Source organism: Streptomyces sp. NPDC034099 (genome assembly GCF_055575415.1).
In genome coordinates this window covers 141,327-156,060 of sequence record NZ_JBVISR010000002.1, presented here as the reverse complement: position 1 = coordinate 156,060, position 14,734 = coordinate 141,327, and the positions used below count along the sequence as shown (strand labels likewise).

16 protein-coding genes are annotated in these 14,734 nt (G+C 72.2%); 4 read left to right on the top strand and 12 right to left on the bottom strand.

The window, feature by feature from the left end; translation table 11 throughout:
• Positions 1-211: 211 nt before the first annotated feature.
• Entirely contained in the window at positions 212-1,186 is a 975-nt protein-coding gene (locus ACZ56V_RS05810) for an aldose epimerase family protein (protein WP_468939606.1), read from the bottom strand.
• A 38-nt stretch (positions 1,187-1,224) separates the two neighbouring features.
• Positions 1,225-2,136 carry an SGNH/GDSL hydrolase family protein gene (locus ACZ56V_RS05805; RefSeq protein WP_468939603.1) on the bottom strand — a complete coding sequence of 304 codons (912 nt, stop codon included), beginning with the start codon at positions 2,134-2,136 and terminating at the stop codon, positions 1,225-1,227.
• A 257-nt stretch (positions 2,137-2,393) separates the two neighbouring features.
• On the opposite strand from ACZ56V_RS05805, the gene ACZ56V_RS05800 reads away from it, so the two are divergent.
• A complete protein-coding gene (locus tag ACZ56V_RS05800) occupies positions 2,394-2,888 on the top strand; it encodes a DUF3145 domain-containing protein (RefSeq protein WP_104630990.1) in 495 nt (164 codons plus the stop codon).
• A 76-nt stretch (positions 2,889-2,964) separates the two neighbouring features.
• Here ACZ56V_RS05800 and ACZ56V_RS05795 read toward each other — a convergent pair whose 3' ends face one another.
• The 5 genes from ACZ56V_RS05795 to fasR all read right to left on the bottom strand — a co-directional run bounded on the left by ACZ56V_RS05795 (position 2,965) and on the right by fasR (position 7,982).
• Positions 2,965-4,251, bottom strand: a complete 1,287-nt coding sequence (locus ACZ56V_RS05795) for a beta-ketoacyl-[acyl-carrier-protein] synthase family protein (protein ID WP_467377839.1) — start codon at positions 4,249-4,251, stop codon at positions 2,965-2,967.
• Positions 4,252-4,360: 109 nt separating this feature from the next.
• Positions 4,361-4,609, bottom strand: coding sequence for an acyl carrier protein (locus tag ACZ56V_RS05790; RefSeq protein ID WP_052842858.1), 249 nt, complete (start codon positions 4,607-4,609; stop codon positions 4,361-4,363).
• Positions 4,610-4,712: 103 nt separating this feature from the next.
• Entirely contained in the window at positions 4,713-5,744 is a 1,032-nt protein-coding gene (locus tag ACZ56V_RS05785) for a ketoacyl-ACP synthase III (RefSeq protein ID WP_356368553.1), read from the bottom strand.
• 16 nt (positions 5,745-5,760) lie between these two features.
• Positions 5,761-6,687 carry an ACP S-malonyltransferase gene (locus tag ACZ56V_RS05780; RefSeq protein ID WP_398914171.1) on the bottom strand — a complete coding sequence of 309 codons (927 nt, stop codon included), beginning with the start codon at positions 6,685-6,687 and terminating at the stop codon, positions 5,761-5,763.
• Between the two features lie 89 nt (positions 6,688-6,776).
• Entirely contained in the window at positions 6,777-7,982 is a 1,206-nt protein-coding gene (gene fasR / locus ACZ56V_RS05775; RefSeq protein ID WP_356368559.1) for a fatty acid biosynthesis transcriptional regulator FasR, read from the bottom strand.
• A gap of 62 nt (positions 7,983-8,044) precedes the next feature.
• Here fasR and ACZ56V_RS05770 point away from each other — a divergent pair, with 62 nt between their 5' ends.
• A complete protein-coding gene (locus tag ACZ56V_RS05770) occupies positions 8,045-8,695 on the top strand; it encodes a pirin family protein (RefSeq protein ID WP_104630985.1) in 651 nt (216 codons plus the stop codon).
• Here the strand turns inward: ACZ56V_RS05770 and ACZ56V_RS05765 are convergent.
• Entirely contained in the window at positions 8,692-9,519 is an 828-nt protein-coding gene (locus tag ACZ56V_RS05765) for a serine hydrolase domain-containing protein (protein ID WP_398914169.1), read from the bottom strand. The genes ACZ56V_RS05770 and ACZ56V_RS05765 overlap by 4 nt on opposite strands.
• A gap of 19 nt (positions 9,520-9,538) precedes the next feature.
• A complete protein-coding gene (locus ACZ56V_RS05760; protein ID WP_356368565.1) occupies positions 9,539-10,009 on the bottom strand; it encodes a GNAT family N-acetyltransferase in 471 nt (156 codons plus the stop codon).
• Positions 10,010-10,105: 96 nt separating this feature from the next.
• Between ACZ56V_RS05760 and ACZ56V_RS05755 the strand changes: the two genes are divergently transcribed.
• Together ACZ56V_RS05755 and ACZ56V_RS05750 are read left to right on the top strand one after the other, a co-directional pair.
• Positions 10,106-10,603 carry a MerR family transcriptional regulator gene (locus ACZ56V_RS05755; protein WP_198601300.1) on the top strand — a complete coding sequence of 166 codons (498 nt, stop codon included), beginning with the start codon at positions 10,106-10,108 and terminating at the stop codon, positions 10,601-10,603.
• Entirely contained in the window at positions 10,600-11,616 is a 1,017-nt protein-coding gene (locus ACZ56V_RS05750) for an aldo/keto reductase (protein WP_468939596.1), read from the top strand. The genes ACZ56V_RS05755 and ACZ56V_RS05750 overlap by 4 nt, the downstream gene beginning before the upstream one ends.
• A gap of 105 nt (positions 11,617-11,721) precedes the next feature.
• Here the strand turns inward: ACZ56V_RS05750 and ACZ56V_RS05745 are convergent, their stop codons facing one another.
• The 3 genes from ACZ56V_RS05745 to ACZ56V_RS05735 form a co-directional block, all read right to left on the bottom strand.
• Positions 11,722-12,597, bottom strand: coding sequence for a DUF4429 domain-containing protein (locus tag ACZ56V_RS05745; protein WP_356368572.1), 876 nt, complete (start codon positions 12,595-12,597; stop codon positions 11,722-11,724).
• Between the two features lie 66 nt (positions 12,598-12,663).
• On the bottom strand, positions 12,664-13,884 hold the full coding sequence (locus ACZ56V_RS05740) for an alpha/beta hydrolase family protein (RefSeq protein ID WP_398914164.1): 1,221 nt from the start codon (positions 13,882-13,884) through the stop codon (positions 12,664-12,666).
• A 54-nt stretch (positions 13,885-13,938) separates the two neighbouring features.
• Complete coding sequence (locus ACZ56V_RS05735; protein ID WP_468940438.1) at positions 13,939-14,619, bottom strand: TetR family transcriptional regulator; 681 nt, start codon at positions 14,617-14,619, stop codon at positions 13,939-13,941.
• Between the last annotated feature and the right edge of the window lie 115 nt (positions 14,620-14,734).

The following is a 14,734-nucleotide window of genomic DNA, read 5'->3' as shown; positions in this document are numbered from 1 at the left end:
TGGCGGAAGGGGTACGCGCCATGGCGCGTGACCGACCGACTCGTGGCCGTTTGTGAAGGGTTCGTACGAACTCCTGATCGGGCACCCGATCGCGGACCGCCGGATCACCGAGGCGATTACCGTCTGATCCGGGACGCCCGCGAGCGCGTCCCCCGTGAACAGCCCCGGTCCGGGACCTGACGGCCGGGCCGGGGCTCAGCCTCCGGGCGGCCTACCGGCGTACCGAGAAGCCGTACACCGTCTCCGAGCGGAACACCTCGCCCGGCCGCAGCACCGTGCTCGGGAAGCCGGGCCGGTTCGGGGAGTCCGGGAAGTGCTGGGTCTCCAGCGCGACGCCGTCGCCGGGCGCGAAGGGCTCGCCCAGGTGGTCGGCGGTGTACAGCTGGAGCCCCGGCTCGGTCGTCGCCACCGTGAGCACCCGCCCCGACGCCGGGTCGTACAGCTCGGCGACCTCCTCGGCGGCGGCGGTCACGCCCTTGTCGAGGACGAAGTTGTGGTCGTAGCCCGAGCCGATCTTGCGCGCCCGCCGGAAGTCGAAGCGCGTGTCCGTCACGTCGTCGAGGCCGCCCGTCGGGATCAGGCGGGCGTCGACCGGCGTGATCCGGGAGGCGGCCAGCCGCAGTTCGTGCCCGCCCGCGTGCCCGGAGCCGCCCAGGTTGAAGTAGCTGTGGTTCGTCGGGTTCAGCACCGTCGGCGCGTCCGTGACCGCCTCGTACATGATCCGCAGCGCGCCCGACCCGTCCAGCGTGTACGTCGCCGACATCTCCAGGCGCCCCGGGAAGCCCTCCTCGCCGTGCGGGGAGACCCGGCTCAGCCGGACGCCGTCCGCGACCGGCGCCACGTCCCACACGCGCTTGTCGAAGCCGCGCTCGCCACCGTGCAGCGAGTTCGGCCCGTCGTTGAGCGCCAGCGCGTACGTCCGGCCGTCCAGCGGGAAGCGCCCGCCCGCGATCCGGTTGGCGTACCGCCCGACCAGCGCGCCGAAGTAGGGCTCCGGGTGCGTCACATAGCCGTCCAGGTCCGCGAACCCCAGTACCACGTCGGCGGTGTCACCGTCCCGGTCCGGCACCTGGGCCGACTGCACGATCCCGCCGTACGACAGGACCCGTACCCGTACGCCGGCCCGCTCCAGGGTCCAGCGGTGTACCGGGGTGCCGTCGGACAGTGTGCCGAAGAGTTCGCTCATGTGCGGAACTCTAGGACACGCCCAGGTCAGCGGCCGGATCAGGGACTCTTCGCGGTGACCGCGCGGTAGGCGATCTCCGCCAGCCGGGCCTGGCCGTCCACACTCGGGTGGAACCAGTCCCAGTGGCTCAACTGGTCCGTGCCGAACCGGTACGCGTGCACCGCGCCGTCGTCGGTGCGGCACCGCCGGTCCTTCGCGCAGACCTCCCGCAGCACCTCGTTGTAGTCCTCCACGCGGTCGCGCACCGTGTTGCGCCGCAGGGTCGCCGCCGAGTCCATGGAGTCCGCGTCGCCCAGCATCGACGGGCACAGGCCCAGCTTCCACACCTGCTTGCCCAGCGCGTTGGTGCGCCCCTGGGACCACAGCCGCTTCAGGTCCGGGATGCTCGACACGTACACCTGCGCCTTGGGAAGCTTCTCGCGCAGGGTGGCCATCGCCTCCTGGAACTGGGCCCGGAAGTCCGCCACCGGCGTCATCGCCGAGGTCGTGGACCGGCACGCGTCGTTCGCCCCGGCCATCACCGCCACCAGTTCCGGATCGCGCTTCGCCGCCCGCGTCACCTGGGCGGTCAGATCCGCCATCCGGGCCCCGGTCACCGCGTAGTTCCAGCTGTGCCCGGCCGCGTCCGCCTTCCCCAGCAGCCGTACGGCGAGCGAGTCGACCTTCGCGCTGCTGCCGGTCGCCCACGACACCTCCGGGCAGTCCGACAGCACCGCGCAGGCGTCGAAGCCGCGGGTGATGGAGTCGCCCACGGCGGCCACCGATGCGGGGCTCGTGTCCCAGGCCGGGGCGGACTTCGACCGCTGGGACGCGCTGTCCGAGGGGGCGGGGGAGTCGCCGCCCGACGCGTCGCAGCCCGCCACGCCCAGGACGGCGGCGGTCAGGACGGCGAGCGCGACCCGCGCCCGGCGACGCCCGTACCGCGTCCCCTGGTCCGTCCCTCGACGCATACCGGTCCCACCCCTCGCCTCGTGCCTCCAACGTGCTCAACCCATGACACCGCGCCAGGGTTCCCGAGGGCGGCGATGCAACGTCTCACACCCGTACAAGCGTCCTGCCGGGTGAATGGCGGAGGTTTGTCGGCGGCGGGACCGACGGTACGTCACACTCCTTGTCCCGTCGCACGGTAGCCTCGCCCTGAACGTGGCCCGCCCGGTCACGGCCGTTCCACCCGTTCCGAGATGTCCCGCTCAGCCCGGAGGTTCCGGTGACGACACGTGGAGTCCTGTACGTGCACTCCGCGCCGCGCGCGCTCTGCCCGCACGTCGAGTGGGCCATCGCCGGGGTGCTCGGCACCCGGGTCGGCCTGGACTGGATCCGGCAGCCCGCCGCGCCCGGCACCTGGCGCTCGGAGTTCTCCTGGCAGGGCCAGTCCGGCATCGCCTCCAAGCTCGCCTCCGCACTGCGCGGCTGGCAGCTGCTGCGTTTCGAGGTCACCGCGGAACCCTCCGCGAACGCCGAGGGCGAGCGCTACAGCTGCACCCCGGACCTCGGTATCTTCCACGCCGTCACCGGCATCCACGGCGACATCATGATCCCCGAGGACCGGCTGCGTGCCGCCCTGGTCCGCTCCCAGCGCGGCGAGACGGACCTCGAGTCGGACCTCGCCAAGCTCCTCGGCAAGCCCTGGGACGACGAACTGGAGCCCTTCCGGCACGCGGGCGAGGGCGCCCCGGTCCGCTGGCTGCACCAGGTGGTGTGACGCCCCGCCCGCCCCGCGCACGCGTGAAGGGCCCCCACCGGCCGGTGGGGGCCCTTCACGCGCGTACGGGGGTCGCTCAGACCGACCGGAACGCGAGCACCACGTTGTGGCCGCCGAAGCCGAACGAGTCGTTCAGCGCGGCGATCCGGCCCTCGACCGGCAGCTTCCGGGCCTCGCCGCGGACGATGTCCGCGTTGGCCTCGGCCTCCGGGTCGAGGTTCTCCACGTTGATGGTCGGCGGCGCCACCCGGTGGTACAGCGCGAGCACGGTCGCCACGGACTCCACGCCGCCCGCGCCACCGAGGAGGTGACCGGTCATCGACTTGGTGGCGGAGACCGCCATGTGGTCGACGTCGTCGCCGAGGACCTTGCGCAGCGCCTTCAGCTCGGCGATGTCACCGGCCGGCGTCGAGGTGGCGTGCGCGTTGACGTGCACGATCTCGGCCGGGTCCAGGTCGTTGCGGTCCAGCAGGTTCTGCAGCGCGGCGGAGATGCCGCGGCCCTCCGGCTCCGGCTGCACGATGTCGTGGCTGTCGGCGGAGATGCCCTGGCCGACCGCCTCCGCGTAGACGCGGGCGCCGCGCGCGGCGGCGTGCTCGGCGGACTCCAGGACCAGGACGCCGGCGCCCTCACCGAGGACGAAGCCGTCGCGCGCCGTGTCGAAGGGGCGCGAGGCACCCTGCGGGTCGTCGTTGTTCTTGGACATCGCCATCATGTTGCCGAACGCGGCGATGGGCAGCGGGTGGATCGCCGCCTCCGTGCCGCCCGCGACGACGACGTCGGCGCGGCCGGTGCGGATCATCTCGATGGCGTAGCCGATGGCCTCGGCGCCCGAGGCGCAGGCCGAGACCGGCGTGTGCACGCCCGCGCGGGCGCCCACGGCCAGGCCCACGTTGGCCGAGGGGCCGTTCGGCATCAGCATGGGGACGGTGTGCGGGGAGACGCGGCGGACGCCCTTCTCCTTCAGCACGTCGTACTGGTCGAGCAGCGTGGTCACGCCGCCGATGCCGGAGGCGATGACCGCACCGAGCCGGTCGGGGTCGACGTGGGCGCCGTCCTCGGCGGCGCTCTCGCCGGCCTTGCCGACGTACCCGGCGTCCTTCCATGCCTCCTGCGCCGCGATCAGCGCGAACTGCGCCGAGCGGTCCAGGCGGCGGGCCTGCGGCCGCGGGATGACCTCGGAGGGGTCGACGGCGGCCGGCGCGGCGATGCGGACCGCCTGGTCGGCGGCCCACTCCTGCTCCAGGGGCTTGGCTCCGGACTTGCCGGCGACCAGGCCCTCCCAGGTCGAGGCTGCGTCGCCACCCAGCGGTGTGGTTGCGCCGATACCGGTGACGACCACGGTGCGATTGGTCGAGCTCACGGGAATTCTTTCTCCAACGGGATACGGATTCGTACGGCGCCACCGCCGGGTGGCGGGGCAGTCTGCCCGGATCTGTCCGGTACTCGGGTTATGCCCGAGTATCGGGAGATCAGGCCTGGTGGTCGAGGATGTACTTCGTCGCGTCGCCGACGGTCTTGAGGTTCTTGACGTCCTCGTCCGGGATCTTGACGTCGAAGCGCTCTTCGGCGGCGACGACGACCTCGACCATGGACAGCGAGTCGACGTCCAGGTCGTCGGTGAAGGACTTGTCCAGCTGGACGTCCTCAACCGGGATGCCGGCGATCTCGTTCACGATCTCCGCGAGACCGGCGACGATCTCTTCCTGAGTGGCGGCCATGATGGCGCTCCTTCTTTGTTGTCCAGAGGGTGTGGCGGCCCGCCGCGTCGGCGGCGGGCGGTGCTGCTCTCCGTTCCGGACCGCGTGATCCGGCACGGAGTGCCTAGGGGAGGGTAACGACCGTCGCGGCGTAGACGAGACCCGCCCCGAAGCCGATGACGAGCGCGGTGTCGCCGCTCTTCGCGTCGCCGGTCGCCAGGAGCCGCTCCATCGCGAGCGGAATCGAGGCGGCCGAGGTGTTGCCGGTGGTGCGGATGTCACGGGCGACCGTGACGTGCTCCGGCAGCTTCAGTGTCTTCACCATCGAGTCGATGATCCGCACGTTGGCCTGGTGCGGGATGAAGACGTCCAGGTCGTCCGGGCTGATCCCGGCCGCGTCCAGCGCCTGCTGCGCGACCTTCGCCATCTCGAACACGGCCCAGCGGAACACCGCCTGGCCCTCCTGCGTGATCGCAGGAAACTTGACGTTGCCCTCGGAGTCGACGGGGAGTTCGGAGACGTCGCCGATCCGGAAGCGGTCCCAGGAGACCGTCTGCTTGATCGTTTCGGCCTTGTCGCCCTCCGAGCCCCAGACCGTCGGACCGATCGCCGGCTCCTGGGACGGGCCGACCACGACCGCGCCGGCGCCGTCGCCGAACAGGAAGGCCGTGGCACGGTCCTCCAGGTCGGTCAGGTCCGACAGCCGCTCGACGCCGATGACCAGCACGTACTCGGCCGAGCCCTCGACGATCATGCCCTTGGCCAGGGTCAGGCCGTAGCCGAAGCCCGCGCAGCCGGCCGAGATGTCGAAGGCCGCGGCCTTGTCCGTGCCGAGCCGGTCGGCGATCTCGGTGGCGATGGCCGGGGTCTGGCTGAAGTGCGACACGGTCGAGACGACCACGGCGCCGATCCGCGAGGCGTCGATCCCGGCGTCCGCGAGCGCCTTGCCGGACGCCTCCACGGACATCGCGGCGACGGTCTCCTCGGGTCCGGCCCAGTGCCGGGTCTCGATGCCGGAGCGCGAGCGGATCCACTCGTCGGACGAGTCGATCTTCTCGAGGATCACCTCGTTCGGCACCACCCGGGTCGGACGGTATCCGCCGACGCCGAGGATGCGCGCGTACGGGGCGCCCTTGCTGGGCTTGATCTTCGACATGCTCTCGCGCTCCTTGTCAGGCCTGGGTGTGCTCGGCGACGAGCTCGCGGGCCGCGTCGAGGTCGGCGGGGGTCTTCAGGGCCAGCGTCTTCACGCCGGGCAGCGCCCGCTTGGCCAGCCCGGTCAGCGTGCCGCCCGGACACACCTCGATGATCGCGGTGACGCCCAGCTCCTTGAACGTCTCCATGCACAGGTCCCAGCGCACCGGGTTGGCGACCTGGCCGACGAGCCGGTCCAGCACCTCGGTGCCGGCGGCGACGGCCCGGCCGTCCTTGTTGGAGACGTACGTCACCTTCGGGTCGGCCGGCGTCAGCGCCTTCGCGGCCTCGGCGAGCTTGTCCACCGCGGGCGCCATGTGGTGGGTGTGGAAGGCACCGGCCACCTTCAGCGGCACGACCTTGCGGACGCCCTCGGGCTTGTCCTCGTTCAGCGCGGCCAGCTGCTCCATGGTGCCGGCCGCCACGATCTGACCGGCGCCGTTCACGTTCGCCGGGGTCAGGCCGAGCTTCTCCAGGTGCGCGACGCTCACCTCGGGGTCGCCGCCGAGCAGCGCCGACATGCCGGTCTCGGTCACCGCGGCGGCCTCGGCCATGGCCAGACCGCGACGGCGTACGAGGGTCAGCGCGGCGGTGTCGTCCAGGACGCCCGCGAAGACGGCGGCGGTGATCTCGCCGACGCTGTGGCCCGCGACCGCGCCCGGAGCGATCTCGGACATGTCACCGAGTGCCGCGGCGGAGAGGATTCCGGCGGCGACCAGCAGCGGCTGGGCCACGGACGTGTCTCGGATCTCGTCCGCGTCGGCCTTGGTGCCGAAGTGGGCGAGATCGAGTCCGATGGCGTCGGACCACGCGGCGACGCGGTCCGCGGCGCCGGGAAGGGCGAGCCAGTCAGTCAGGAAGCCGGGCGTCTGGGCGCCCTGGCCGGGAGCGACGAGTACGAGCACTCTCACACTCTCTCTTGAGGACGGCCACGACCGCCCGTGGGGACAGGGACGAAGAACAAGGGCGGGTTTTGTGGACCCTGCACAAAATCTTAGAGCTGCGGATCTCCGTCGGCCAGACGCCCCAGGATGAGCGCGATCCGCAGTGTGAACGCAGACCGTACATCAGAGGGCGACCATCCGGTGACGTCAGTCACACGTCGGAGCCGGTAGCGCACGGTATTCGGGTGAACGAAGAGCATCCGGGCGGCACCTTCCAGGCTGCTCGCCTGTTCGAGATAGACGCTGAGCGTCTCCAGGAGCGCCGCCCCCGCCTCCTCCAGCGGTCTGTAGATCTCCTCCACCAGTTGCTCACGGGCCGAGGGGTCCGAGGCGATCGCGCGCTCCGGCAGCAGATCGTCGGCGAGCACCGGGCGCGGCGCGTCCTGCCAGGCGGTGCACGCCTTGAGCCCGGCCGCGGCGGCCTGCGCGGACCGGGTCGCGGCCTGCAGGTCCGGCACCACGGGACCGGCGACGACCGGCCCCTGCGCGAACGGCCCGATCAGCGACTTCGCCACCGCCAGCGGGTCGTTGCGGCCCCCCGCGATCACCACCAGGCGGTCCCCGAGCACCCCGGTCAGTACCTGGAGCTTGGCGTGCCGGGCCGCCCGCCGGATGGCCTCCACGGTCAGCTCGGAGTCCCCGTCGGGAGCGGTGCCCAGCACCACGCACACGTGCTCCGGCGAGTTCCACCCGAGGGCCGCGGCCCGCGACACGGCCCCCTCGTCGGCCTCCCCGCTGAGCACGGCGTTCACCACCAGCGACTCCAGGCGCGCGTCCCAGGCACCGCGTGCCTCGGCGGCCTGCGCGTACACCTGGGCGGTCGCGAAGGCGATCTCCCGGGCGTACACGAGCAGCGCCTCGCGCAGCACCGACTCGTCACCGGGGGCGGCGACCTCGTCGATCGCGGACTCCATCACCTCGATGGTGGTCCGCACCATCTCCACGGTCTGCCGCAGCGTGATCGCCCGGGTCAGCTCGCGCGGCGCGGTGCCGAAGACGTCGGTGGAGATGGCCTGGGGCGCGTCCGGCCGCCGGAACCACTCGGTGAACGCGGCGATGCCGGCCTGGGCGACCAGCCCGATCCAGGAACGGTTCTCCGGTGGCATCGCCCGGTACCACGGCAGCGTCTCGTCCATGCGCGCGATGGCCTGCGCGGCGAGCGATCCGGAGGACTGCTCCAGCCGCTTGAGCGTCGCGGTGTGCGAGTGGGCGGGCTGGGCGGGGGCGTCGGGCTTGCCGGTTTCGGGTTCGGGCACGGGGACAAGACTGCCTTATCGGGCCGGGCGGGTGTGCCGCCGGGGCTACGGTGAACGACGTGATGGACGTACGCCGCGCCGACGAGCGCTACCCCGGAGGCGACGAGGCCGCGGGCATCGCCTCCCGCCACGCCTTCTCCTTCGGGCCCCACTACGACCCCGACAACCTCCGCTTCGGCGCCCTGCTCGCCTGCAACGAGGAGCGCCTGGAGCCCGGCGCCGGCTTCGACGAGCACCCGCACAGCCACACCGAGATCGTCACCTGGGTCGTGGAGGGCGAGCTGACCCACCGCGACAGCGCGGGTCACGAGACGGTGGTCCGCGCCGGTGACGTGCAGCGCCTCAGCGCGGCGGGCGGCGTCCGCCACGTCGAACGCAACGACGCCGCCGTCCCTCTGACCTTCGTCCAGATGTGGCTGGCCCCGCGCGAGCCCGGCGGCGACCCCGCCTACGAGATCGTCCGCGGCATCGCCGACTCCACGCCGTACGCCGTCCCGGAGGCGGCCGCGATGCTCCACGTACGGCGCCTGGCCGCGGGGGAGCGGACGGCGGTGCCGGACGGGGCGTACGTGTACGTCCACGTCGTGCGCGGCGAAGTGCGCCTCGGCGACGAGGAACTGGGCGCGGGCGACGCGGCCCGGGTCACGGACGCCGAAGGGGTGGACGCGGTGGCGGTGACGCGGGCCGAGGTGCTGCTGTGGGAGATGGCCTAGGACCGGCTTCCCGCCTCGGCCAGCACCGCGTCCGTGAAGGGCGGCCACGCCTCGACCGCCCAGGGGCCGAAGGCCCGGTCGGTGAGGGCGACGCAGGCGAGCCCGGCGTCCGGGTCGATCCAGAGGAACGTGCCGGACTGGCCGAAGTGGCCGAAGGTACGGGGCGAGGACGAGGCGCCCGTCCAGTGCGGGGACTTCCCGTCCCGGATCTCGAAACCGAGGCCCCAGTCGTTGGGGTTCTGGTGGCCGTAGCCCGGCAGGACGCCCTTCGTGCCCGGGTACTGGACCGTCATCGCCTCCGCGACCGTGCGCGGGTCCAGCAGCCGGGGCGCCTGCACCTCGGCGGCGAAGCGGAGCAGGTCCTCGACCGTGGAGACACCGTCCTTCGCCGGGGAGCCGTCCAGTGAGGTGTCCGCCATGCCCAGCGGCTCCAGCACCGCCTGCCGCGCGTACTCGGCGAACGGCATGTCCGCCGCCTTCGCGATGTGGTCGCCGAGCTGCTCGAAACCGGCGTTGGAGTACAGCCGGCGCTCCCCGGGCGCGGAGGTCACCCGGTGCTCGTCGAAGGCGAGCCCCGAGGTGTGCGCGAGCAGATGGCGGACCGTCGCCCCGGGCGGCCCGGCGGGCTCGTCCAGCTCGATCGCGCCCTCCTCGTACGCCACCAGCGCCGCGTAGGCCGCCAGCGGCTTGGTGACCGAGGCGAGCGGGAAGCGGTGCGCGACGGGGCCGTGGGTGCCGAGGGCCGCGCCGTCGGCCCGTACGACGCCCGCCGCCGCGGTGGGGACCGGCCAGTTCTCGATCGACGCGAGGCTGTTCAAGGACATGGCGTCGAGCCTAAGCGGCTCAGAGGTGCAGCCGCATCGAGGGGGTGGTGTCGCGCGTGAAGCCCATCGACGCGTACAGGGACTCGGCGTCGGGGGAGGCCGTGAGCATGACGTGCCCGGCGCCCCGCTCACGGAACCACTCCAGCAGCTCGTCCATGCACGCCCGCGCGTACCCGCGGCGCCGGGCGTCCGGGTCGGTGGCGACGCTGAAGACGTATCCGATCAGACCGTTCGCCGGACGGTTCGGCCCGCCGATCCGGTACTCCAGCGTCCCCACCACCAGCGCCGCCAGCGCGTCGGGCCGCTCCGGGTGGTCGACCACGAACGCCGCGAAGCTCCCGTCCGGATCCGCCAGTCTGGTCCGCAGGGCGGACAGGGACTCCGCCTGCCACGCGGTGGAAGCACCGGGGTCCATGGAATCGATCATCACCTGTCGGAGGCGGAGTACTTCCTGCGCGTCTTCGACCACGGCACGGCGTACGAGGCTCATGCCGGCACGCTAGCGACCTGCCGGATCGCGTGTCCTGTGGATTTCCCGCCGGACGCGCTTGCTTGGAGTGCACTCCAAGGTCATAGCGTTGAGGTCATGACGGTGATGCAGACCACGGCCGGGACCCTCGGTCCGAACGCCACCAGCAACGCCACGAGAACGGACATCTGCTCCGCCCCGCCCCGGCGCCACCCGCGCCCCGACGGGCAGGACCACTACACCATCAGCGAGGTCGTCGCCTTCACCGGCCTGACGGCCCACACGCTGCGCTGGTACGAGCGGATCGGCCTGATGTCCCACATCGACCGCTCGCACACCGGGCAGCGCCGCTACAGCAACCGCGACCTGGACTGGCTCGACTTCGTCGGCAAACTGCGCATGACGGGCATGCCGGTCGCCGACATGGTGCGGTACGCGGAGCTGGTGCGCGAGGGCGAGAGCACCTACCTCGACCGGCGGGAACTGCTGGAGTCCACCCGGCGCGACGTGCTGACGCGGATCGCCGAGCTCCAGGACACCGTCGCCGTACTCGACCGCAAGATCAGTTTCTACGGGGACGCCGGACGTTCCCGTGACACGGAGGGCACCCGATGACCGACAGCGGTATGCCGACGGCCAGGCTCGGCACGGACGGCCCGGAGGTGGGGGCCCAGGGCCTCGGCTGCATGGGCATGAGCTTCGGATACGGCCCCTCCGACGCCGAGGCGTCCCGCGCGACCCTGGAACGGGCGCTGGAACTGGGCGTCACGCTCTACGACACGGCCGACGCGTACGGCGCGGGCGAGAACGAGCGGTTCCTGGCGCCGTTCTTCAAGGCCCACCGCGAGGAGGTCGTCGTCGCGACCAAGTTCGCCCTGTCGATCCCGCCGGACGACCCGACCAGGCGGATCGTCCGCAACGACGCGCCCTACATCCGCGAGGCGGTCGAGGCGAGCCTGCGCCGGCTGGACCTGGACGTCATCGACCTCTACTACATGCACCGGCGCGACGTGAACGTGCCGATCGAGGAGACCGTCGGCGTCATGGCCGACCTGGTCCGCGAGGGCAAGGTCAAGCACCTCGGGCTGAGCGAGGTGACGGGCGAGGAACTGCGGGCCGCGCGGACGGTGCACCCGATCGCCGCCGTGCAGTCGGAGTGGTCGCTGTTCAGCCGGGACATCGAGGCGGGCGTGGTGCCGGCCGCCCGCGAACTGGGCGTGGCCCTCGTCCCGTACTCGCCGCTCGGCCGGGGCTTCCTCACCGGCTCCTTCGCCAACGCCGAGCAGGACCTCACGGACGGCGACTTCCGGCGCCAGCAGCCCCGCTTCACCGGCGACAACGCGGCGGCCAACGCGGCGCTCCTCGCCCCGGTCCGCGCCGTGGCCGAGGCCCACGGCGCCTCCCTCGGCCAGATCGCCCTGGCCTGGGTCCACCAGCGCGCCCAGGTCCACGGCCTCCCGGTGATCCCGATCCCGGGCACCCGCAAGCCGACGCGGGTGGCGGAGAACACGGCGGCGACCCGCATCGTCCTGACGGACGACGAGCTGTCGTCGCTGGAGCCGATCGCGGAGAAGGTGGCGGGGGACCGCTACGCGGACATGACGTTCACTTCCGCCGGACGCGAGTAGAGACACCCAGGGGCGCGGGGCCGCATCGATGTGCGGCTCCGCCGCGCGGGCGCGACCAGCCACAACGGGCCCGCACCCGAAAACGAAACAGAAACCCGGCAGACGCTAAAGCTCCGCCAGCAACTCCGCCTTCTTCGAGGAGAACTCCTCGTCCGTCACCAGCCCCTGCTGGTGCAATTCCCCGAGATGCCGGATCCGCTCGGCGATGTCCGCCGGGTCCCGCCGAGGCGCCGGCACGGACACCGGCACGGGCGCCGAGGCGCTCCGTTCCCGTACTGCGGCCAGCACCGCCGCGGCGAACGGCAGCGACTCGTGCACCGGCCCGTATCCGAGCCCGAACACGACCGCCGCCGGATCCTGGTCGGCCTGCGGGACGACCGGCGCGGCTGCGGCGGCCGAGGCGTCGGCGTCGCGCGGCAGCAGCCGCAGGTACCCCTCGAACATCTCGGGGGAGCGCCACTCCACCCCGCCCAGGCCGGCGACCGGGAAGCTCTGGTCGCCGGCCTTCCACTTCGCCGAGGACGCGCCCGTCCACGACCACCGGAACGACACCGCGTCGCCGTCGAAGGACGCCTTTCCGTCGTACGCCTTGAACTGCAGGGGCGCCTCGGGCGGGGCCACCAGGTAGCGCTCGGTCTTGCCGGACTCGGTCAGCAGCGCCCGCAGCTCGTCGGCGTAGTACTCCGCGAGCGTCTCCCGTTCGGCGGGCAGCACCAGCCGGTAGGGGTCGCCGCTCTCCTTCAGCTGTCCGGCCGCCGCCTCGATCAGCGGATCGGCGCCCGCGCGCGGTTCGACGCGCAGCACGACGGTGCCGCGTCTGCCGGGCGCGAGGGTCACGCCCTCGATCGCCTCCAGGGGCACACGGCGTTCCCCCAGGGCCTGGAAGAGCTTGGGTGTTCGAATCCCCCGTTCGTAACGGATGAGCACGGAGTCGGACTCGAACTCCCAGGCGGCATGAAATCCGGCCAGTACGTCACCCATGCGGCTCATCGTATGCGGCACGAGCCTTCCCGTCCCCTCCCCGCGCAAACCGGAGTATCTGCGCCTCTACGCGCGTCCGGCCGCCGTCGCCGCGGACAAACCCGCCCGGCATGTGTCGTCTTCGTCGGCGCAGGCGACCGTGCGGTATGCGCCAACACCGATCCCCGCGAAGTTCCGCAGGCTGTCCGTGCCGGGCACGAAGTAGCCGCCGTGCCCCTGGGCGCCCCGCGCGGACAGCACCCGTGCCCCGAAGCCGGCGGACACCGGATCGGCGCCGTGCCCGAGGCCGCCGACCTCCAGGTACGGCACGTCCTGGATCCAGTCGTCGGCGTCCCGCATCGCCCACACCCGGGCGGAGGTGTCCAGGCGGGAGGCGTTCTCGGCCCGCATGCCGGGGCTGCCGGCCACCGCTATGTCGCTCACCCGGCCGGGCAGCCGGCCGGCGGCGAGGCCGCACACCACGGAGCCGTAGCTGTGGCAGAAGAGGGAGACGGGGGCCTTGCCGGGCAGCGCCCGCAGCAGCGCGTTCAGTCGTACGGCCCCGTGTTCGGCGCGGTTCGCGGTGGCCGCCTCCATGCCGAGCCCGCTGGGGGAGGTGTAGTCGGCCCAGGCGATCACGGCCGTGCCGGTGCCGGGGCTGGCCGCGCGCTCGGCCGCGTACAGCGACTCGGCCATGCCGACCGGCGCCGCGTACTTCTTGCGGTCGGTGCGCTGGAAGGTGAGCAGTTCGGTGTCCACGCCGGGCACGACCACGGAGACGCGGTCGGCGCGGTTCAGGTCGCCGAACACCTCGGCGACCTTGCCCGAGCCCGCCGGGTCGAAGGCGAGGATGTGCCGGCCGGGGTCGAGCAGCGACTCGTAGTTGCGCATCCGCCGGCCGGCCTCGCGCTGTCCGGCCGGGGACAGATGCTCGTCGCGCGTGCGGGCGCGCTCGACCGACCGCGCCTTCTGCAGCGCGGAGCGGTTGGCGAGGTAGCGCAGCTGGACGGGGGCGCCGTTCATGTTGCCGACGGCCAGGGGGTACCGGTGGGCCAGGCTCGTGCGCTGCCAGGCGGTCAGCGAGGCGAAGAAGCGGGCCAGCCGGGCGGGTGCCGCCTGGGCGTCGGGCAGCCGCCGTCCGTCGATCCGGCCGTGCTCCCAGGCCGTGACCGACGCTTCGAGTGCCGTGGGGCCCCGCTGGTCGCGCAGGGCGGTCCAGCCGGTGGTCGCCAGCATCACGAACACCACGGCCAGGGCGAGCAGGGCGCGCCAGACGTTCAGCTGCGGGGAGGTGTCGAAGGAAGTCACTGGGAGGACACACTAGGAGAACGGGACGGTCTCGCGTGAATCCAGTGACACGGATCACGTTTCGGAGCGGTGCCAGTTCCCGGTGAGCGCGGGCGCCACCTGGTCGAGGTGAGCGGCCGTCAGATCCCGCAGGGCCGCCAGGCTCGCGTCGTCGCGCGCCGACCAGATCCGTTCGGTCACCCGCATCACCGCTCCGAAGACGGCCACGACCACGCGGGGCCGCGGGTCCGTGTCCAGGTCGAGCCCCTCGCGGGCCGCGATGACGCGGGCGATCTGCTCCTCCAGCTCCGTGGCGCGCCGCAGGTGGGCGGCGAGCAGCGCGGGCGTCGACTCGACCACCCGGTAGAAGCGCATGTGCAGCTCCAGCGGGACCAGCCGCTCGACGGCCTCGCCAATGGTGCCCCAGCTCTCCGTGAGGGCCAGGCGCAGCGCGTCCAGGGGCGCCTCCTCGGGTGGGCGGGCGAGCACGGCCTCCATGAAGTGCGACTCCGCGAGCCGTGCCACGAAGAACGCCGCGTCCTCCTTGGAGGCGAAGTAGCGGAAGAAGGTGCGCTGCGAGACGTCGGCGGCCTCGGCGATGTCGTCGACGGTCGTCTCCTCGTAACCGCGCTCGGTGAACAGTTCGAGGGCGGAGCGCAGCAGCAGGTCCCGGGTGCGCTGCTTCTTGAGTTCACGCAGGCCGGGACGGGAGGCCGCGGGTGCCGCGGTCTCCGACGGCGGCGAACTGTCGACCACCTTCAAAAGTTCTCTCCTTCGTGCGGTTTGCGCAGTTCAGGCTATACGGGCGATGTCTTGTCAGTTACTGACCCGTGAATTGGTTTGTCAACTGTCAGCGGCTGTCATTAGCCTC

Excerpts from the sequence above, each read along its gene's own strand:
- ACZ56V_RS05805 (WP_468939603.1), bottom strand. The coding sequence starts at position 2,136 with ATGCGTCGAGGGACGGACCAGGGGACGCGGTACGGGCGTCGCCGGGCG.
- ACZ56V_RS05770 (WP_104630985.1), top strand. The coding sequence starts at position 8,045 with ATGGACGTACGCCGCGCCGACGAGCGCTACCCCGGAGGCGACGAGGCC.
- ACZ56V_RS05765 (WP_398914169.1), bottom strand. The coding sequence starts at position 9,519 with ATGTCCTTGAACAGCCTCGCGTCGATCGAGAACTGGCCGGTCCCCACC.
- ACZ56V_RS05755 (WP_198601300.1), top strand. The coding sequence starts at position 10,106 with ATGACGGTGATGCAGACCACGGCCGGGACCCTCGGTCCGAACGCCACC.
- ACZ56V_RS05760 (WP_356368565.1), bottom strand. The coding sequence starts at position 10,009 with ATGAGCCTCGTACGCCGTGCCGTGGTCGAAGACGCGCAGGAAGTACTC.
- ACZ56V_RS05745 (WP_356368572.1), bottom strand. The coding sequence starts at position 12,597 with ATGGGTGACGTACTGGCCGGATTTCATGCCGCCTGGGAGTTCGAGTCC.
- ACZ56V_RS05790 (WP_052842858.1), bottom strand. The coding sequence starts at position 4,609 with ATGGCCGCCACTCAGGAAGAGATCGTCGCCGGTCTCGCGGAGATCGTG.
- ACZ56V_RS05750 (WP_468939596.1), top strand. The coding sequence starts at position 10,600 with ATGACCGACAGCGGTATGCCGACGGCCAGGCTCGGCACGGACGGCCCG.
- ACZ56V_RS05785 (WP_356368553.1), bottom strand. The coding sequence starts at position 5,744 with ATGTCGAAGATCAAGCCCAGCAAGGGCGCCCCGTACGCGCGCATCCTC.
- ACZ56V_RS05810 (WP_468939606.1), bottom strand. The coding sequence starts at position 1,186 with ATGAGCGAACTCTTCGGCACACTGTCCGACGGCACCCCGGTACACCGC.